Raw genomic sequence first — 17,751 nt, forward strand, 5'->3', positions numbered from 1 at the left:
GTGAAACGTCCTGTCCTCAGGAGGAGCGAAGATGTCGAAACGGAACAGATCCCGCGTTTTCGCGGTGCTGGCACTGATCCTCACCGCCGGCAGCCTCGCCGGCTGCGGCTGCGGCCCGCTCGGCCTCAGCTGGTGCGGCGGCGGTCCGGGTGGCGGGCCCGGTGGTGGTCGGGGCGGTGGCTGGGGCGGTGGTCCGGGTGGCCCTGGTGGTGGATGGGGCGGCGGACCGGGTGGTGGTCCCGGCAGTGGTCCTGGCGGCGGCTGGCGCTGATCCCGGGACGCGGCGCGGATGACGCGCGAAGCACGGCGCGCCGGAGCACCGAGTCGCCCGGCCGTGTAACGCCGCATGCACCGGCCGCGGGAGGCCGGCGCAACCTTGGGCGTTGTTGCCCGGCGGGTGGCGCAGCAACCTCGCGCCATCCGGACCGGCTACTCCCCACACCGACCGTTCCGGCCGAGCCCAGGACAGAACACGGCTCACACCTGTCCTGGGCTCCCCCTGTCGGGGCGCGCCTCAGGCGGTGACCCTGGATCGAGGTTCCGGGCCGCTTAGTCCCGTTGTTCCCAGCTCCGCCGGCCCTGGTAGCTCGCTTCCAGCCTTTGCCGCAGCCGTCTGATCTGCCGCTGGAGGTCGTCGTTCTCGCGCTGCGCCTGTCGCAGGCGGGACGACGTGGCCTTCAGGGCTTCGGCAGGGTCCTCCGCCGGGCGACGCGAGGCCGCCGGCCCGCGGCTGGCCGCCTGGGCCGGGCCGAGCAATTGCTGCCAGCTCAGGCCCGAGCGCTTGATCAGCCGGTGCGCCGCCATGGCCGCCGCCGCGCGCTCCCCATCGTGTTCGGAGCCGAGGAGCCCCAGCACCCGCACCAGCTTCGCCAAGTCGGATGCCTGCACGCCACCGGCCCTTCCATGCTTCCCCAGGAGAACATCGGGGCGCCCCGCTGATTTTCCCCTGTGCGCCGCCCGCCGTCCTCACATCGCGGGGAGGCGGGTGCCGCCCCGCGATGTGAGAACACGGCTCACCGGACCGCGCCGTCCTCCGCCCCCGGCAGCAAACCGCCATCGCCGCCGCCGAGGCTGTTGGCGGCATCCTCCTTGAGCGCCACGCCCGTCAGGCGCCGCAGGAGGCCCTCCCGCACCAGCCAGGCGATCCGGTCCGCCGCGGCCTCGGTGCCCAGCCCGCCCTGGGGGTGGATGTTGGACACGCAGTTCCGCTCTGAATCCCGCCGGCCCACCCGCGGCGCGTGAGTGACGTAGGCGCCGAGGCTGTGCGCGACGCTCAGGCCCGGCCGCTCGCCGATCAGCATCACCACCATCCGGGCGCCGAGCCCTTCGCCGATCTCGTCGCCCAGCGCCACGCGTGCCTGTTCCGCCAGCACCACCGGCTCCGCCACCAGCGCGCCCAGCCGGGCCCGGCAAGCCTGCAGCAGCGGCACCGCCTGGGCTTCCACCGCCGCGGCGGACAGCCCGTCGGCCAGCACGAACACCACCTGCCTTTCGGCGAGGGACAGCAGCGCCGCCGCTTCCGGCGCGAGACGCCGGCCGAGGTCGGGCCGACGGAGATAGGTGGCCCGGTCCGGCGCGGCGCTGTGCACCCGCAGGAGCGGGGCAGGGGAGAGTGCCGCCTCGACAGCCGCCCAATCCATGGCCCGGTGCACCGCGTCGCGCGCCCGCGCATGCGCCAGCTGCAGCGCCAGGACCTCCGCCACCGGCGGCGCGTCGCCACGGCGCCCCAGCCCGATGCGCGCGCCGGTGGCCTCGCGTAGCCGGGCCCAGATCTCCGCCGCCGGCTCAGCCATGGGGCGCTTCCCCGGACGCCTCGATCACCCCGGCAAGCAGAGCGCTGCGCCCGGGCGGGGTTCGCAGCCGCCGCTGCCCGTCCAGCATCCCGAGCCCTTCCAGCCACGCCTCGAACTCCGGCGCGGCGCGCAGGCCGGTGGTGGCGCGCAGCTGCAGCACGTCGTGGAAGCTCAGGCTCTGGTAGTTCAGCATGATGTCGTCGGTGCCCGGCACGGCGATCAGGAAATTCGCCCCCGCCGCGGCGAGCAGGATCGCCAGGTTGTCCATGTCGTCGGCATCGGCCTCGGCATGGTTGGTGTAGCAGACATCCACCCCCATCGGCAGGCCGAGCAGCTTGCCGCAGAAATGATCCTCGAGCCCCGCCCGGGTGATCTGCTTGGCGTCGAACAGGTATTCCGGCCCGATGAAGCCCACCACCGTGTTCACCAGCAGCGGCCGGAAAGCGCGCGCCACGGCGTAGGCGCGCGCTTCCACCGTCTGCTGGTCGACGCCGTGATGCGCCTCGGCCGAGAGCGCGGCGCCCTGGCCAGTCTCGAAATACATGCAGTTGTCGCCGATTGTTCCGCGCTTGAGCGACAGCGCCGCCTCGTGCGCTTCCCGCAGCACCGCCAGGTCCACGCCGAAGCCACGGTTGGCGGCCTCGGTCCCGGCGACCGACTGGAACACGAGGTCCACCGGCGCGCCGCGCTCCATCATCGCGATCGTGTTGGTGACGTGCGTCAGCACGCAGCTCTGCGTCGGGATGGCGTGGCGCTGCCGCAGATCGTCGAGCATCCGCAGCAGCGTGATCCCGTTCGGAACATTATCACCCGCCGGGTTCACCCCGATCACCGCGTCGCCCGCGCCCAGCAGCAGCCCGTCCAGCGTGGAGGCGGCGATGCCGCGCAGGTCGTCGGTCGGGTGGTTGGGCTGGAGGCGCGAGGCCAAACGGCCCGGCAGCCCGACCGTGCTGCGGAAACGCGTCACCACCGACACCTTGCGCGCCGCGGCAACGAGGTCCTGGTTGCGCATCAGCTTCGACACGGCCGCCACCATTTCAGGCGTCAGCCCTGGCGAGGCGGCCGCGATCGCCGCGCCGTCGGTCTCGTGCCGCAGCAGCCAGTCGCGGAAGCCGCCCACCGTCAGGTGCGACACCGCGGCGAAGGCGGCTTGGTCATGCGTGTCCAGGATCAGCCGCGTGACCTCATCCGCCTCGTAGGGAACCAGCGCCTCATCGAGAAAGCGGGCGAGGGGCACCTCCGCCAGGGCGTAGCGCGCGGCGACCCTTTGCGTGTCGCTTTCCGCCGCCAACCCCGCCAGCTCATCGCCGGAGCGGCGGGGCGAGGCCCTGGCCAGCAGTTCCCGCAAGTCCTCGAAGCGGAAGCTTTCGCCCGCCAGCGTGACGCCGTAGCCCAAGAACAGGACCCTCCCTGGCAAGGGCCGGGGCAAGGGCGCCCGGGCCGGTCGAAGACGGAGCCGGGGCCGCCGCACGGTCCCCGCGTCACCCCGCGGAAAGCTTGGCACGCCCGCAGTGGAAATGCCTCCCCCTGATCGCCCGCTGCCCCGCATCCGGTCCGGGTGGGAACGCGCCCGGCCCTGGTGCCCCGTCCGGGACGCGGGCGCGGGGCGGGGCTTGACGGCCGGGGGCGAGGGCGGGAGGAACGCCGCAGTTTTTCCGCCCGGCACCGCTGCTGTTTCCACGGCGTGGCGCTTCCGCGACGCGGGGCGGGACGGCTTCCATCGGCCGACATGCCGCCAGCACCCGAAGGGCTCCCGCTCGTGCCTCGTTCCCTCGCCGCCGGGCGTGATCCATCCGTGCCTGCCCCGCCCGAACGTGCTGCCGCTTCCCCCACCGGCCCCGGCACCGGGCTCAACGCGGCCGGCCGCCTCGTTCTCGCCTGCTGCCGGCGCCCCTGGCTGGTGGTGTTCGCCTCGCTGATCCTGTGCGCGGCCGCGCTGTTCCAGGTGACGCACCACTTCGCGATGACCACAGACATCGACGCGCTGATCTCGCCCAAGCTGCCCTACCGGCAGCGCCAGATCGCGCTCGATGCCGTGTTCCCGCAAAACAGGAATACCACGGTGGTGGTGGTGGACGGCGCCACGCCCGAGATCGCGGAAACCGCCGCCGCCCGGCTGTTCGAGCGCCTCCAGGCACGTGGCGCCCTGTTCCGCAGCCTGCGCCGGCCCGATGGCGGCCCCTTCTTCGACCGCTACGGGTTGATGCTGCTGCCGCTGGACGAGGTGCAGCGGAACACCGAGCAGCTGATCGCCGCCCAGCCCTTCCTGGGGCCGCTCGCGGCCGACCCCAGCCTGCGCGGCGTTACGGGCGCGATCTCCACGGTTCTCACCGGCGTCGAGCGGGGGCAGGCCAGCCTCGACGACATCCGCCGCCCGCTGGAGTCGCTGGGTGAGACGCTGCAGGCGGTGTCGATGGCGCACCCCGCCTTCTTTTCCTGGCGCGCGCTGTTCTCGTCGACGCCGCCGGGACCGCGCGAAACCCGGCGCTTCATCCTGGTGCAGCCGGTGCTCGACTATAATTCGCTCGCCCCCGGCGCGGCGGCCGACGCCGCCATCCGGGAGGACGCGGCCGCGCTGTCGCTCGACCCGTCGCACGGCGTCACGGTCCGGCTGACCGGCGCCGTGCCCCTGGCCGACGAGGAGGTCGGCACCCTGGCCGAGGGCGCGTCGCTGATGGGCCTGTCGATGCTGGGCTGCCTCGTGCTGATGCTCTGGCTGGCGGTGCGTTCCTGGCGAACCGTGCTCGCCATCCTCGCGACCACGGTGCTGGGCCTGGTGCTGACCGCGGGGCTGGGCCTCCTCACGATCGGCCGCTTCAACCTGATCTCGGTGGCCTTTATCCCGCTCTTCGTCGGGCTGGGCGTGGACTTCGCCATCCAGCTCGCGGTGCGGGCGCGCGCCGAGCGGCGGCTCCATCCCACCCTGCCGGCAGCGCTGGCGGCCGCGGGCAACGGCGTCGGCGGCGCGCTGGCCCTGGCGGCGGCGGCCATCGCGGTAGGCTTCTTCGCCTTTCTGCCCACCAGCTACATCGGCGTGTCGGAACTGGGCACCATCGCCGGCGCCGGCATGGTGATCGCCTTCGCGCTCAGCCTGACGCTGCTGCCGGCGCTGCTCACGATCCTGCGCCCGCCGGGCGAGGCGGAGGAGGTCGGCTTCCGTAGCCTGGCACCGGTGGACCGCCGGCTGGTCCGTCACCGTCGCGCGGTGTTCGCCGGCACCGCCGTGCTGACGGTGCTGGCGCTGGCGCTGCTGCCGCGGCTGAGCTTCGACTTCAACCCGCTGCACCTGCGCGACGAGCGCACGGAGTCCGTTTCCACCCTGGCGGACCTGACCTCCGACCCAGACCGCTCGCCCTACACGGTGGAGGCGCTGGAGCCCTCGCTGGCCGAGGCCGAGGCGGCGGCGCGCAAGGTCTCGGCACTGCCCGAGGTCGCCCAGGCCGTCACGCTCGCGAGCTTCATCCCCACCGACCAGGACGCCAAGCTCGCCGTGATCCGCGATGCCGCCGACCTGCTGTCGCTGACGCTCGATCCGGTAACGACCCGCCCGGCGCCTACGGATGCGGAAACGATCGCGGCGTTGCGGGGCCTGGCGGCGAAGCTGCGCGACGTGGCGGCCCGCGGCGCCGGGCTGGCCACCACGCCGATCGCGACGCCCGCGCCGACACCCGCCTCCGAGGCCGCCCGCCACCTGGCCACGGCGCTGGAAAGCCTGGCCGCGGCATCGCCCGCCACGCGCGCCGCGGCCAGCGACGCGGTGATCGCGCCGCTCGAAACGCTGCTGACCCAGATCCGGACCACTCTGACGGCGGGGCCGGTCACGCGCGACACCCTGCCAGCGACGCTGGTGCAGGACTGGGTCGGCCCGGACGGCCGCGCCCGCATGCAGGCCTTCCCGCGCGCCGGCACGGTCAGCAACGAGGCACTGGCCCGCTTCGGCAACGCCGTGCAGGCCGTGTTGCCCGAGGCCGTCGGCCCGCCGATCTCGCTGCGCGACGCGGGCGAAGCGATCACCGGCGCCTTCCTGCAGGCGGGCGTGCTGTCGGCGCTGGCGATCACGGTGCTGCTGGCCTTCGTGCTGCGTCGGGTGCGCGACGTGGCGCTGGCGGTGGGGCCGGTGATCCTGGCCGGGTTGCTGACGCTGGCCTCCTGCGTGGTGCTGGGGGAGCCGCTGAACTTCGCCAACATCATCGCCCTGCCGCTGCTCTTCGGCATCGGCGTCGCCTTCAACATCTACTTCGTGATGGCCTGGCGGCACGGGGAGCACGGGCTGCTCGCCTCGCCGCTGACCCGCGCCATCGTGTTCAGCGCACTCGCCACCGCCACCGGCTTCGGCAGCCTGTGGCTGTCCAGCCATCCCGGCACCGCCAGCATGGGGCGGCTGCTGATGCTGTCGCTGTTCTGGGTGCTGGCGGTGATCCTGGTTCTCCAGCCGGCCCTGCTGGGCAGGCCGGCGGCACCGCGCGCCCCGGGTCACTGAGGCAGGGGCGGCTGAGGCGAGGGGCTGAGGCCGGGTTGCCGCGACCTCGGCGCCACCAGCCACCTGCCGCGGCGGCGTCAGCCCGGCTGCATCAGCCGGTCCGACAGTTCCTTCAGCCGCTGCACCAGCGTGGGCGCGCCCTGCCGCACCGAGGCCGCGAACTCGGACCGGCGGATGCCGAGCTCACTGATGCTGTCGTGCAGCACGTCGGTGATCCGCCAGCTCCCGTTCGCCTGGTGCATGCGGTAGGTCAGGTCCACCGACTCCTTGCCCGGGTTGAGCAGGCGCGTCGCCACGATCCGCTCCTCGCCGCGCGGCTCCACCCGGTCGGTCACGAAGCTCTGCCCGCTGAAGCCGTTGAAATTGTGGGCGTAGCTTGCCACGGTCATGCGGGTGAAGGCTTCCACCACCTGCGCCTGCTCGGCGGGCGAGAAGCTGCTCCAGCGCGATCCCACGGCAAAGGCCGTCATGGCGGGCAGGTCGAAGGCGGCCTCCACCGCCGGGGCGATCTGACGGTAGCGGCCCTCGATGCCCAGCGCCTGGGCGTTCTTCATGATGCCCAGCACGGCCTCATGGAGGCGCTCGATCTGGGCCGCGGCCGGATCGGCTGCTCCCTGTGCCTGGCCACGGCGCGCGGTCCCGGGCAGGAGGGGCAGGGAAAGCAGGAGGCCGAGGCCGGCGCGGCGTGTGATGGACATGCGGCAAGTTCTTCGTCACCCCCGCCCGCCGCGACAAGGGGTTGTAGCCGTGGCAGGGGGGACACAGCTTCGTGGGCGCCGTCTTCCCCGCCGGCCTATCTCCCGCGAACGTGGCTCCCCGGCGCGTCTTGCGTGGCGCGCGCGGCTTCCGGACGTGCTAGGGCAGGGATCGACTGCCCTTTGTTGCGCCGCGGGAGGGCCCGCGCGAATCGCAACCGGGGCTGCGCGGATCGCTGATCCGCGTCGACAGAACACCGTTTCCGCCCGCCGGAAGCGTCACAGTGCGGATCACGCCGGCGGGCCCAGCGGGCCCCGGCAGGAAAGAACGAGGAGCGTGCCCCTTGGGTATCCCGATGCTGCAGGCGGCCCGGATCGGAGCCTATATCTTCAAGCAGCACGTCACTCGGCGGAAGCGCTACCCGCTGGTGCTGATGCTGGAGCCGTTGTTCCGCTGCAACCTGGCCTGCGCCGGCTGCGGCAAGATCGATTACCCGGCCGAGATCCTGAACCAGCGCCTGACGGTGGATCAGTGCATGGAAGCGATCGACGAGTGCGGCGCCCCCGTGGTCTCGATCGCGGGCGGTGAGCCGCTGCTGCACAAGGAGATGCCGCAGATCGTCGAAGGCTATCTCAAGCGCAAGAAGTTCGTGATCCTGTGCACGAACGCCCTGCTGCTGATGAAGAAGATCGACGACTACAAGCCGCACCCGGGCTTCACCTGGTCGATCCACCTCGACGGCAACCAGGTCATGCACGACAAGTCGGTGTGCCAGGACGGCGTCTACGAGAAGGCGGTGGAGGCCATCAAGCTCGCCAAGAGCCGCGGCTTCCAGGTCAGCATCAACTGCACGCTGTTCAACGACGCCGACCCCGAGCAGACGGCGGACTTCTTCGACGAGATGAAGACGCTGGGCCTCAACGGCATCACCGTGTCGCCCGGCTACGCCTATGAGCGCGCGCCGGACCAGCAGCACTTCCTGAACCGCACCAAGACCAAGGAACTGTTCCGCGGCATCCTGCGTCGCGGCCGGGGCGGGCGGGACTGGCCCTTCACGCAGTCCACGATGTTCCTGAACTTCCTGGCCGGCAACGAGGCTTATGCCTGCACGCCCTGGGGCAACCCGACGCGCAACGTCTTCGGCTGGCAGAAGCCCTGCTACCTGCTGGGCGAGGGCTACGCCAAGACCTTCCGGGAGCTGATGGACGACACCGAGTGGGACAAGTACGGCGTCGGCAACTACGAGAAATGCGCCGACTGCATGGTCCATTCCGGCTTCGAGGCCTCGGCCGTGGCGCACACGGTGCGCAACCCGATCAAGGCGGCCTCGGTGTTCCTGCGCGGCGTGCGGACCGAGGGGCCGATGGCGCCCGACATCTCGATCGCGAACCAGCGCCCGGCGCAGTACGTCTTCTCGTCCCATGTTGAGAAGAAGCTGACCGAGATCCGCCGCACCAAGTCCGCCAAGCACGGGCCGTCGGCCCGCCCGGCCGCCTCAGCCGGGACAGGCGAGGCGGGGTCCCAGCCCACGGTGGCCGCGGAGTAGCGCCCGGAAGGCGCGGCCCGCTTCCATCCCGGTGCGGATCAGCGCCGGGATCTGCAGCGGGTCGCGGATCACCGAACCGAACACGGCCGGCAGGCTCACCCCGCCATCCGGCCGCATCGCCACCAGCGCCGCCTCGGGCAGGCCGCGCTCCGCCCCATCCGAGATGACGCGCGCCGCCGCGAAGGGCAGGCCGTAACGGCGCGCCACCCGGGCGGCGACGTGGCTCTCCATGTCCACCGCCGCGGCGCCGCTGCTCCGACGCAGCATCGCCTTCTGGCGCGGACCGCCCACGATCACGTCGGAACCCAGGATCAGCCCCGGCACGGCGCCGGGCAGCGATTCCAGCAGCGCGTCGCTCCAGTCCGGATCGACCGGTAGCCGCTCCACCCCATCCAGCACCGCGCCACCCACCACCCAGTCGCCGGGCACCAACCCGGGTGCCAGGGCGCCGGCGATGCCGATGCTGATGATGCCGCGCGCTTCCGCCGCCAGGGGCGCGAGCCGTTCCTCCAGCGCCGCAGGGTCGCCTCCGCCGGTCACCACCCGGACACCGGCGCCGCGCAGCAGCCGCGCTTCCCGCCGCATCCCCGTCACCGCCAGGACCGACGGTCCCGGCGCTGCGCTGCGCCTCACAGGCCCCAGGCGGGCAGCTGGGTGTTGGAACGCCGCAGGTTGCGGAAGCGCGCCATGGCCCAGAGCGGAAAGAACCGCGCGTAACCGTGGTAGCGAAGGTAGAAGACCCGCGGGAAGCCGCCGCCGGTATAAACCTCCTGGTCCCACAGTCCGGTCTCGTCCTGCGCCCGCAGCAGCCAGGTGACGCCGCGCTCCACCGCCGGATCATCGACCCGCCCCGCGGCCATCAGCCCGAGCAGCGCCCAGGCGGTCTGGCAGGGGTTCGAAGGCGCCGTCTCGTAGCCGCGGTAGTCGAGGCGGTAGCTCTCGCAGCCCTCGCCCCAGCCGCCGTCGCTATTCTGGATGCTCAGCAGCCACTCCGCGCCGCGCGCCACCGCCGTGTCCTCCGGCCCGAGGCCGGCGGCGGCGAGGCCGCACAAGGCCGACCAGGTGCCGTAGATGTAGTTCACGCCCCAGCGGCCGAACCAGCTGCCGTCGACCTCCTGATCGCGGCGGAGATACTCCACCGCCGCGCGCATCCGGGGCGAGTCCGGTGCCTCGCCCAGCTGCGCCAGCATCCCGACGCAGCGGCCCGACACGTCCACCGTGGGCGGGTCCAGCAGCGCCCCGTGGTCGGCGAAGGGGATGTTGTTCAGGTAGCCGTGGTCGTTGTCGGCATCGAAGGCGCCCCAGCCGCCGTTGCGGCTCTGCATCCCGGCCGTCCATTCGGCGCCGCGCGACACCGCCTCGTCGAAGCCTTCCAGCCCGAGGCGGCTGCGGGCCCGGTCGATCGCCATCACCACCACGGCGGTGTCGTCCACGTCGGGGTAATGGCCGTTGCGGTACTGGAAGGCCCAGCCGCCCGGCCGCAGATCGGGGTGCTCCTCGGCCCAGTCACCGCGCAGCTCCAGCTCCTGCAGAGGCTTCAGCCAGCGCAGCCCGCGCTCCACCGATTTCGCGTGGGTGGCCTCACCGGCTTCCAGCAGGGCATGGCAGGTCAGAGCGGTGTCCCAGACGGGGGACACGCAGGGCTGGCAATAGGCCTCGTCCTGTGCCTCGCGGATCACCAGCAGCTTCTCGATCGAATGGCGCGCGATGGCGCGGTCGGGATGGTCCTCCCCGTAGCCCAGCGCGTCGAACATCATCACGGAGTTCGCCATGGCCGGGTAGATCGCGCCCAGCCCGTCCTCGCCGTTCAGCCGCTCCCGCACGAAATTCTCGCACCAGGCGATCGCGCGCTCCCGCGCGTTGCGCGGCCAGAGCGGCTCGGCACCCTTGAGCACCGCGTCCAGACCGTTGAAGAACAACGCCCAGCCGGCCTTGCGGTGCGAGAGCTGTCGCTGCCCGCGCCGAGTCTTGGGCAGGAACAGCTCTTGGATCGTCACCCCGCGCGGGTTGCGGGCCCGGACCTGCTTGGCCTGCAGCACCAGCAGCGGCACCAGCACGGTGCGCGCCCAGTAGCTCATCTTGCTCAGGTGAACCGGGAACCAGCGCGGCAGCAGCACCATCTCGACCGGCATATTGGGCACGCTCTTCCACGGCACCTCGCCGTAGAGGGCCAGCAGGATGCGGGTGAAGACGTTGCTCGCCCCGGCGCCGCCGGCCGCCAGGATCGCCTCGCGCGCGCGGACCATGTGCGGCGCCCCGGTGCTGTCGCCGATCATCTTCAGCGCGAAATAGGCCTTCACCGAGGCGCTGATATCGAAGGCGCCGCCGTGGAACAGCGGCCAGCCGCCATGCGCGCCCTGGATGCGGCGGAGGTAGTTGCCGATGCGGCGTTCCAGCACGAGGTCGTCGGGTTCGGCCAGGTGCTGGCGCAGCAGGATGTACTCGGCCGGGATGGTGGCGTCGGCCTCGAGCTCGAAGACCCAGTGCCCATCCTCGCGCTGGAGTCGCTTCAGCGCCTCCGCCGCGCGGTGAACGCCGGCCTCGATCCCTGCCAGCGGGTCGGCACCGGTCATGTTGCCGGTTTCCAGCCTCGTCGGTTCAGCCGAAGCATCGAACATCGTCGAACAGTCCTAGTTCCTGCGGAGGGCGGCCGCCAGGGCCGCCGCCGTTTCGCCGGAGCGCAGCGCGCCCTCGATCGTGGAAGGTAGCCCCGTATCGGTCCAATCGCCGGCGAGGAACAGGTTTCTCCACAGGGTGCGGGCGGATGGCCGCCTTGCGGCCTGCGCAGGCGTGGCCGCGAAGGTCGCCCGTTTCTCCCGCACGATGCGGTACGGGGGCAGGGGATCGCTCAACCCGTGCAGCCGCGCGACCTCGCCCCAGATGCGCGCGGCCAGCGTCGCCGCGTCCTCCTCCAGCAGGTGATCCGCAGCGCTCACCGTCACCGAGAAGCGGTCGGCAAAGGCAAAGACCCATTCCGCCGTGCCGCCCACCACCCCGATCATCGCCGTGGCGCCGGCGGGCGGGGCGAGGGCGAAATGCGCGTTGACGATCGCCCGGTGGTCGTCGGGCACGGTGAGGTCCGGCACCAGCTCCGCCGCCACCCAGGCGGGCAGGGCGAGCACCACCGGCTCCTCCGGTGCCACCGCCACGACGCCGTCGGCGAAGTGCAGCGCGCTGACCACGTCGCCCGCGAACTCGATCCGCCGCAACCGCCGGCCGAGCCGCGGCGCCGCACCACCGGCCGTGAGCCGTTCCACCGCAGGCTCCACGAAGGCCGCCGCCAGCGTCGGCGAGGCGATCCGCGGCCGGCAGGCGTCGGAGCCCATCGCCAGGCTCTCACGCACCACCGCGCCTGCAAGGTCGGCTGAGCCTTCTTCCGCCCTTGTGTTCAGCACCGCCACCAGGAAAGGCTCGATCAGCCGCTCCCACAGCGCGCCGCGCGTGGGCATCACCGCGTCGATCCGCCGGCCCGGATGGCGGCGGGTCAGCGCCACCAGCGACAGGTAGTCCCGCACCCGCGTTCCCGGCACCCGTCTCCCCGGCACCAGCACCCACCAGGGCAGGCGCCCGCGGTTGGGCCGCACCGTCCAGCGCGCGCCGTCGCGCAGGTCGGCGAAGTGGAACTCCGCCTCCAGCGGCCCGATCAGCCGCTCGCTGGCGCCGATCGCCTTCAGGTAGCGCCCCACCGCCGCGTTGCCCGACAGCACCAGGTGGTTGCCGTTGTCGATCACCATGCCGAGCTGCGGGTCCCGGTAGGACCGGCACCGCCCGCCCGCCTGGGCGGCAGCCTCGGACAGCTCGACCGGCAGGCCGGCCGCCAGCAGCCGCACCGCCGCCGACAGCCCCGCCAGCCCGGCGCCGAGGACGTGCGCCGTCACCGTCGCAGGCCCTCGCCGAGGCCGTGGCGCAGGATCAGCCAGAACAGCAGCGGCTTGCCGATCCGGACGCGGTGGCGCGGCGGGGCCCAGCCCTGCACCTCCATGCGGTCGAGAATGCGGCGGTACACCTCGGCCATGAGCCTCGGCGCCAGCAGCCGGCCCCTGGGTCGCGAGTCCAGGATCGCGTCGGCACGGCGGAAGTGCTCGCGCGCCTGCGCCGCCACCGCGCGGCAGGCCGCATCCAGGCGCCGGTCCGCCGCCACGGCGGCCGGGTCGTCCCCGGTGATGCCAGCGGCCAGCAGCGCCTCGCGCGGCAGGTACAGCCGGCCGATCGCCGCGTCCTCGTCGATGTCGCGCAGGATGTTGGTCAGCTGCAGCGCTCGCCCGAGATGGTGCGCCAGCCCTTCGCCGGGCGCTTCCTCCATGCCGAAGATCCGCACCGACAGGCGGCCCACCGCGCTCGCCACCCGGTCGCAGTACAGGTCCAGCGTGGCCGCGTCGGGGGCGCGGATGTCGCGCTCCACATCCATGGCCATGCCGTCCACCACGGCCAGGAAGTCCTCCTGCCGCAGGCCCCAGCGCCGCACCGCCTCCGCCAGGAAGGCGGCGCGCCCCGCCGGCATGCCCGCAAACAGCGCCGCCAGGTCCACGCGCCAGCCTTCGAGCTCCACCGCCCGGGCCGCGCGCGGGCGGCTGCCGTCGTCGGCGATGTCGTCCACCTGCCGGCAGAAGCTGTAGATCGCGAACATGCCCGCCCGCTCGGCCGGCGGCATCAGCCGCATCGCGGCGTAGAAGGAACTGCCGGAGACCTGCTTCTCCAGCGCCGCCTGATCCGGCGCCGTCGCCGTTGCCACCGTCATCCGCGCGTCCCCGCCGCCAGCGCGGCCCCCGTCTTCCGTCGCCCGAGCCGCCCCGGCAGCGCCGACAGGGCTGCCAGCATTGCCAGGCTCAGCGCCTCGCCCTTGCGGTGATGCACCCGGTCGCGGAGCGGGTCGCGCACCAGCAGCCGCCCGTTGAGGCTTTCCGCCAGCCGTTGAATCACCGCCACCTCCAGCGCGAGGCGCAGGTCGTCGATCCCGCGCGAGAAGGGCCGCGACCGGTCGAGCAGCCCCGCCGTCCGCCGCGCCAGCCCCGCGATCACGCCGCGCAGCGCCGGCGAGGCGCGCTCCGCCGCCAGGCTTTCCACGCCGATCCCGGCTTCGGTCAGTGCGTCCTCGGGGATGTAGACCCGGTCCAGCGCGCGGTAATCCTTGGCGCAGTCCTGCAGGTGGTTGATGACCTGCAGCGCGTCGCACAGCGCGTCGTTCATCGGCCAGATCGCCGGCGACTCGCCGTGGACGTCGAGCACGAAGCGCCCGACCGGCGTGGCGGAATAGCGGCAGTAGCGCAGCAGGTCCTCCCAGTCGCGGTAGCGCCGCTTGGTCACGTCCTGCCGGAAGGCGGTGAGCAGATCGTGCCCGTGCTGCTCGGTCAGCCCGCGCTCCCGCAGCACCAGGTGCAGGGCCCAGCCCTCCGTCGCCGCCGCGCGGTCGCCGCGCAAGCCCCGCTCCAGCGCGTCGAGCTGGGCGAATTTGTCCTCCGGCAGCGCCGAGGCATGGTCGGCCACATCGTCGGCCGCGCGGGCGAAACGGTAGAAAGCCATGATCGGCGCCCGGTGGCGCGCGCTTACCAGTCGGGAGGCGACGGGGAAGTTCTCGTCCTCGTGCCCCTTGCCGGAGGCGAGTTCGGCCGCGCCGCTCATGCCCGCAACCCTTCGCCACCGGGCGCCCCCGCGGGTGCCGGGCCGTGCCCCTGCGCCGGGCCAGGTCCGGGGGCGTCCCTTGGGTCGTTCCGCATATCCGTCTCCGTACCGCCAGGGACCGCGGCACCGTTGTTCTGGAGCAGCCCGCCGGGCGCGTCGTGGCGGGTTTTCGCCGGCAGCCGGCCCACGGCCGCGGGCTGAACAGTTGCCGGAGCCGCCTGCACCGGCGTGAGCCCGGCCTCGCCAGCCCCGGCCAGCGCCTGCGATCGCCCCTTCCACATGCCGCCCCGCCCGCGCCAAACATCCACCGCCGAGCGGAGGGTGAACACCGTGTAGGTCGCCCCGATCACCGGCAGCGCCGGCGCCCAGAGCCGCGATACGCCGTAGAAGCCGAGGATCGGCGCGAAGCTCACGGTCATCATCGCCCAGGCCACCCAGCCGGCCACGGCTGCCCAGCCGTGGCCGAAGATCGCGAAGCCCACCGGCAGGAGGTAGGTCACCACCATCCCGACCACGGTGCCGAGCAGCAGCACCGGCGAGTAGCCGAGCTGCGCGTAGGCGGATCGCGACACCATCCGCCCGATCTCCGCCACGGTGCGGTAGGGGCGCAGGCTGTGGGCGCGATGCGTCAGGCTCAGCCGGATCGGCCCCTGCGCCTTAAGGCGCCGCCCCAGTGCGCAGTCGTCGATGATCTCGTGCCGGATCGAGGCGATGCCGCCCGCCGCCTCCAGCGCCGTGCGGCGCACCAGCATGCAGCCGCCGGCCGCCGCCGCGACGCGGCTGTTGTCGCGCGACACCCAGCGGAAGGGGTAGAGCATCTGGAAGAAGAACACGAAGGCCGGGATCAGGAAGCGTTCCGCCGCGTTGGAGCAGCTCAGCTCCGCCATCAGCGACACCAGGGCGCAGCGGCCCCGTTCCGCCCTGCTGACCAGGGCGCGGAGGTTCGCCGGCGCGTGGCCGATATCGGCATCGGTGAGCAGCAGGTAGTCCGGTGGCGCCCCGTCGCCACCCGTCTGCCCGCCATCTCCGATGGGCCGCCCCGATGCCTCGCCCGGCGCGGCGCCGCCGCTGGCCCGCTCGATCCCCTGCCGCATGGCCCAGAGCTTGCCGGTCCAGCCCGGCGGCAGCGGCGCGCCGGACAGCACCTCCAGCCGCTCCGCCGCACCCGGCAGGGCACGCGCCACCGCGGCGGTGCCGTCGCTGCTGTTGTCATCCACCAGCACCACACGGAAGGGGCCGGGATAATCCTGCGCCAGCAGGCTGCCGACCGAGCGCGCGATCACGTCCGCCTCGTCGCGCGCCGGCACCACCGCCACCACCGAGGGCCAGCGGGACGGGGCAGGGGCCTCGTCCCGGTCGTCGCGGTCGAGCGCCCGCCAGAAGCCGCCGCGGCCCAGCAGCATCACCAGCCAGATCGCCACCGGCAGCAGCGCGAGGAGCAGCCAGCTCATGGGCGGATCATCCCCGCCTCACGGAACCAGCCCAGCGCGTCGCGAACCCCCTCCTGCCAGGGCCGATAGCTGTAGCCGAGTTCCCGCTCCGCCCGGGCGGAGGTGAAGAACATCCGATAGCGCGACATCCGCAGCGCATCCGCTGTCAGCAGCGGCTCTCGCCCCGTCACCCGTGCCGCGGCCTGCATCGCCCAGGCCACCGGAAACAGCGGCGCGCGCGGCAGGCTGACGCGTGGCGGCCGACGGTTGGTCATGGCGGCGATGGCGGTCAGCATCTCGCGCAGGGTCACGTTCTCGCCGCCCAGAATGTAGCGCCGGCCGACCTCGCCGCGCTCGAAGGCCAGCAGGTGACCGGCCGCGATGTCGTCCACGTGCGCGAGGTTCAGGCCGGTGTCCACGAAGGCCGGCACCTTGCCCAGCGCCGCGTCCAGGATCACCCGCCCCGTGGGCGTCGGCCGGATGTCGCGCGGCCCGATCGGGGTGGACGGGTTCACGATCACCGCCGGCAAACCGTCGCGGAGCACCATCTCCTCCACCGCGCGCTCGGCGATGGTCTTGGAGCGCTTGTACACGCCGATCGTCTCGTCCGGGCGCGACGGCGCGTCCTCGTCCACCGGCGCGGTGGCACCCTTGACCCGCAGCGTCGCCACGCTGCTGGTATAGACGACGCGCCGCACCCCGGCGTCGAGCGCCGCACCCATCAGGTTGCGCGTCCCCTCGACGTTGCCGCGCAGGATCTCGTTCGGGTCAGGTGCCCAGAGGCGGTAATCCGCCGCGACGTGGAACATCGCGTCCGCCCCGGCCACCGCGGGGCGCAGCGAGTTCGCGTCGCGCAGGTCCCCGACCACGATCTCGCACGGCAGGCCCTCGAGGTTGCCGCGCGGGCTGCTGGGCCGCACCAGCACCCGCAGCCGCAGGCCGCGCGCCAGCAGCGCCCGTGCCACGGCGGAACCCAGGAAGCCCGAGGCGCCGGTCACCAGCACCGTGTCGCCCGGGCTCAGCACGTTCCGCTCCAGCACCTGCCGTATGTCCTCCGCCGCTTCCCGACCATCGCAGCCCGCATGGCGCCGGGCGGCGCATGATGGGGCGGGAGGCGATACCGTGCCCGGCCGTCGCCGGAAAGGGCTGGCGGGTGACAGGCCACGCACGAAGCAGCGGGCGACCGCCCCTGACCCGGCAATTCCGCGCCGGCGGGGCGGGCGCTCACTGACGCGGCGTCAGCTCTTCCCGCGCCCGGAGGATGCGTGCGGGCAGGTCGCCACCGGCGGCCTCGATCAGCTCCGCTTCCTCGACACCCTCGTCCAGAGCGTCCTCGACGCAGCGCAGCGCCAGGCTCCGCGCCGCCGCCAGGTCGGTGGGCAGCAGCGCCGCCTCGTCCACGTTCTCTTCCAGCCAGTCCTCCAGGAACTCGCTGGCCATTCCGGCCTCCATGCCGCTCACCTCTGAACCTGACACTGAACTGTTGCGCCGCTCGCCGAGCATGCGGGACGCGAACGGCGCGCAGGATAACGCAAGGCTTCTGCCGGAGGAGCAGGGGAGGACAGCGAGTGCCGATCAACTCCTGCCCAGCCCCCTGCGGGCCGGCGGTTCACCGTGCCCCGATGTCGGCCCGAAGGGCCGGTGGGCCTCGCGTCCGGAACCCTCACCGATGTTCGTTCCGGGCCGGAAAACATGCGGGCCGCCACCGGGCAGCCGCTTACAAAAGGACCACCGCGATCCCATGTAGTGCCGGTCAGTCTCGTCGTGCCGGCCTGTTCTCCTTGCTCCACTGAGCGTCGAGCTCGGTGTCCGTCTCTCTCGATGCCGATCCGGTTCGCATGTCGCGCCCCGGACACCGTCGAAAAAACGGAACACCATCATGCCCACCGGCACCGTCAAGTGGTTCAACAGCACCAAGGGCTTCGGTTTCATCCAGCCGGATGACAACTCGAAGGACGTCTTCCTGCACATCTCCGACGTGCAGCGCGCCGGCATCCAGGAGCCCCGCGAGGGCGACAAGCTCGAGTACGAGCTGGTGCAGGGCCAGCAGGGCCGCGTTTCCGCCGGCAACCTCCGCGCGGGGTAACGGTCCGGGGAGGTCCAACCACCTCCCCGATCCAGGCGGGTGGCCTTGCGCCGCCCGCCCGTTCCGGATCGCCTCGCCCTGCGTCGGGAGCATCCGGCTCT

General features: G+C 72.6%; 16 protein-coding genes. 4 read left to right on the plus strand and 12 right to left on the minus strand.

Going from position 1 to position 17,751, the window contains the following annotated elements:
* The first annotated feature begins 31 nt into the window (after positions 1-31).
* The gene (locus tag ACFFGY_RS08255; RefSeq protein ID WP_377043981.1) at positions 32-271 is read left to right on the plus strand and encodes a hypothetical protein; all 240 of its coding nucleotides are present in this window, start codon (positions 32-34) and stop codon (positions 269-271) included.
* 278 nt (positions 272-549) lie between these two features.
* On the opposite strand, the gene ACFFGY_RS08260 is transcribed toward ACFFGY_RS08255, so the two are convergent.
* The 3 genes from ACFFGY_RS08260 to ACFFGY_RS08270 all read right to left on the minus strand — a co-directional run bounded on the left by ACFFGY_RS08260 (position 550) and on the right by ACFFGY_RS08270 (position 3,189).
* A complete protein-coding gene (locus tag ACFFGY_RS08260) occupies positions 550-888 on the minus strand; it encodes a hypothetical protein (RefSeq protein ID WP_377043982.1) in 339 nt (112 codons plus the stop codon).
* A gap of 125 nt (positions 889-1,013) precedes the next feature.
* On the minus strand, positions 1,014-1,793 hold the full coding sequence (gene eutC / locus ACFFGY_RS08265; protein ID WP_377043983.1) for an ethanolamine ammonia-lyase subunit EutC: 780 nt from the start codon (positions 1,791-1,793) through the stop codon (positions 1,014-1,016).
* On the minus strand, positions 1,786-3,189 hold the full coding sequence (locus ACFFGY_RS08270; RefSeq protein WP_377043984.1) for an ethanolamine ammonia-lyase subunit EutB: 1,404 nt from the start codon (positions 3,187-3,189) through the stop codon (positions 1,786-1,788). Before ACFFGY_RS08270 ends, eutC begins: the two co-directional genes overlap by 8 nt.
* A 399-nt stretch (positions 3,190-3,588) precedes the next feature.
* Here ACFFGY_RS08270 and ACFFGY_RS08275 point away from each other — a divergent pair, with 399 nt between their 5' ends.
* Positions 3,589-6,273 carry an MMPL family transporter gene (locus ACFFGY_RS08275; RefSeq protein WP_377043985.1) on the plus strand — a complete coding sequence of 895 codons (2,685 nt, stop codon included), beginning with the start codon at positions 3,589-3,591 and terminating at the stop codon, positions 6,271-6,273.
* 77 nt (positions 6,274-6,350) lie between these two features.
* Here the strand turns inward: ACFFGY_RS08275 and ACFFGY_RS08280 are convergent, their stop codons facing one another.
* Positions 6,351-6,971, minus strand: a complete 621-nt coding sequence (locus ACFFGY_RS08280; RefSeq protein WP_377043986.1) for an ABC transporter substrate-binding protein — start codon at positions 6,969-6,971, stop codon at positions 6,351-6,353.
* A gap of 341 nt (positions 6,972-7,312) precedes the next feature.
* Between ACFFGY_RS08280 and hpnH the strand changes: the two genes are divergently transcribed.
* Complete coding sequence (gene hpnH, locus ACFFGY_RS08285) at positions 7,313-8,515, plus strand: adenosyl-hopene transferase HpnH (RefSeq protein WP_377043987.1); 1,203 nt, start codon at positions 7,313-7,315, stop codon at positions 8,513-8,515.
* On the opposite strand, the gene ACFFGY_RS08290 is transcribed toward hpnH, so the two are convergent.
* The 8 genes from ACFFGY_RS08290 to ACFFGY_RS08325 form a co-directional block, all read right to left on the minus strand.
* Positions 8,465-9,100, minus strand: coding sequence for a phosphorylase family protein (locus tag ACFFGY_RS08290; RefSeq protein WP_377043988.1), 636 nt, complete (start codon positions 9,098-9,100; stop codon positions 8,465-8,467). The two genes, hpnH and ACFFGY_RS08290, sit on opposite strands and share 51 nt — an antisense overlap.
* A 44-nt stretch (positions 9,101-9,144) precedes the next feature.
* Positions 9,145-11,088, minus strand: coding sequence for a squalene--hopene cyclase (gene shc, locus ACFFGY_RS08295; RefSeq protein WP_377043989.1), 1,944 nt, complete (start codon positions 11,086-11,088; stop codon positions 9,145-9,147).
* Between the two features lie 57 nt (positions 11,089-11,145).
* Complete coding sequence (hpnE, locus tag ACFFGY_RS08300; RefSeq protein WP_377043990.1) at positions 11,146-12,393, minus strand: hydroxysqualene dehydroxylase HpnE; 1,248 nt, start codon at positions 12,391-12,393, stop codon at positions 11,146-11,148.
* Positions 12,390-13,253, minus strand: a complete 864-nt coding sequence (gene hpnD, locus ACFFGY_RS08305) for a presqualene diphosphate synthase HpnD (protein WP_377043991.1) — start codon at positions 13,251-13,253, stop codon at positions 12,390-12,392. Before hpnD ends, hpnE begins: the two co-directional genes overlap by 4 nt.
* Entirely contained in the window at positions 13,250-14,134 is an 885-nt protein-coding gene (hpnC, locus tag ACFFGY_RS08310; protein WP_377043992.1) for a squalene synthase HpnC, read from the minus strand. The genes hpnD and hpnC overlap by 4 nt, the downstream gene beginning before the upstream one ends.
* Positions 14,131-15,585, minus strand: a complete 1,455-nt coding sequence (locus ACFFGY_RS08315) for a glycosyltransferase (protein ID WP_377043993.1) — start codon at positions 15,583-15,585, stop codon at positions 14,131-14,133. Before ACFFGY_RS08315 ends, hpnC begins: the two co-directional genes overlap by 4 nt.
* Complete coding sequence (gene hpnA, locus ACFFGY_RS08320; RefSeq protein WP_377043994.1) at positions 15,582-16,604, minus strand: hopanoid-associated sugar epimerase; 1,023 nt, start codon at positions 16,602-16,604, stop codon at positions 15,582-15,584. Before hpnA ends, ACFFGY_RS08315 begins: the two co-directional genes overlap by 4 nt.
* A 184-nt stretch (positions 16,605-16,788) precedes the next feature.
* Positions 16,789-17,004 (minus strand): hypothetical protein, encoded by a 216-nt coding sequence (locus ACFFGY_RS08325; protein WP_377043995.1) that lies wholly within the window; start codon positions 17,002-17,004, stop codon positions 16,789-16,791.
* A 439-nt stretch (positions 17,005-17,443) separates the two neighbouring features.
* Between ACFFGY_RS08325 and ACFFGY_RS08330 the strand changes: the two genes are divergently transcribed.
* Entirely contained in the window at positions 17,444-17,650 is a 207-nt protein-coding gene (locus ACFFGY_RS08330; protein ID WP_377043996.1) for a cold-shock protein, read from the plus strand.
* Positions 17,651-17,751: the final 101 nt, after the last annotated feature.

This window comes from Roseomonas elaeocarpi, assembly GCF_042433915.1.
In the GTDB taxonomy this organism is placed as follows: domain Bacteria; phylum Pseudomonadota; class Alphaproteobacteria; order Acetobacterales; family Acetobacteraceae; genus Roseomonas; species Roseomonas elaeocarpi.

What these genes read in the sequence shown, in the direction of transcription:
- ACFFGY_RS08255 (WP_377043981.1), top strand. Translation starts at nt 32, where the DNA reads ATGTCGAAACGGAACAGATCCCGCGTTTTCGCGGTGCTGGCACTGATC.
- eutC (WP_377043983.1), bottom strand. Translation starts at nt 1,793, where the DNA reads ATGGCTGAGCCGGCGGCGGAGATCTGGGCCCGGCTACGCGAGGCCACC.
- ACFFGY_RS08280 (WP_377043986.1), bottom strand. Translation starts at nt 6,971, where the DNA reads ATGTCCATCACACGCCGCGCCGGCCTCGGCCTCCTGCTTTCCCTGCCC.
- ACFFGY_RS08290 (WP_377043988.1), bottom strand. Translation starts at nt 9,100, where the DNA reads ATGCGGCGGGAAGCGCGGCTGCTGCGCGGCGCCGGTGTCCGGGTGGTG.
- shc (WP_377043989.1), bottom strand. Translation starts at nt 11,088, where the DNA reads ATGACCGGTGCCGACCCGCTGGCAGGGATCGAGGCCGGCGTTCACCGC.
- hpnD (WP_377043991.1), bottom strand. Translation starts at nt 13,253, where the DNA reads ATGACGGTGGCAACGGCGACGGCGCCGGATCAGGCGGCGCTGGAGAAG.
- hpnC (WP_377043992.1), bottom strand. Translation starts at nt 14,134, where the DNA reads ATGAGCGGCGCGGCCGAACTCGCCTCCGGCAAGGGGCACGAGGACGAG.
- ACFFGY_RS08315 (WP_377043993.1), bottom strand. Translation starts at nt 15,585, where the DNA reads ATGAGCTGGCTGCTCCTCGCGCTGCTGCCGGTGGCGATCTGGCTGGTG.
- ACFFGY_RS08325 (WP_377043995.1), bottom strand. Translation starts at nt 17,004, where the DNA reads ATGGCCAGCGAGTTCCTGGAGGACTGGCTGGAAGAGAACGTGGACGAG.
- ACFFGY_RS08330 (WP_377043996.1), top strand. Translation starts at nt 17,444, where the DNA reads ATGCCCACCGGCACCGTCAAGTGGTTCAACAGCACCAAGGGCTTCGGT.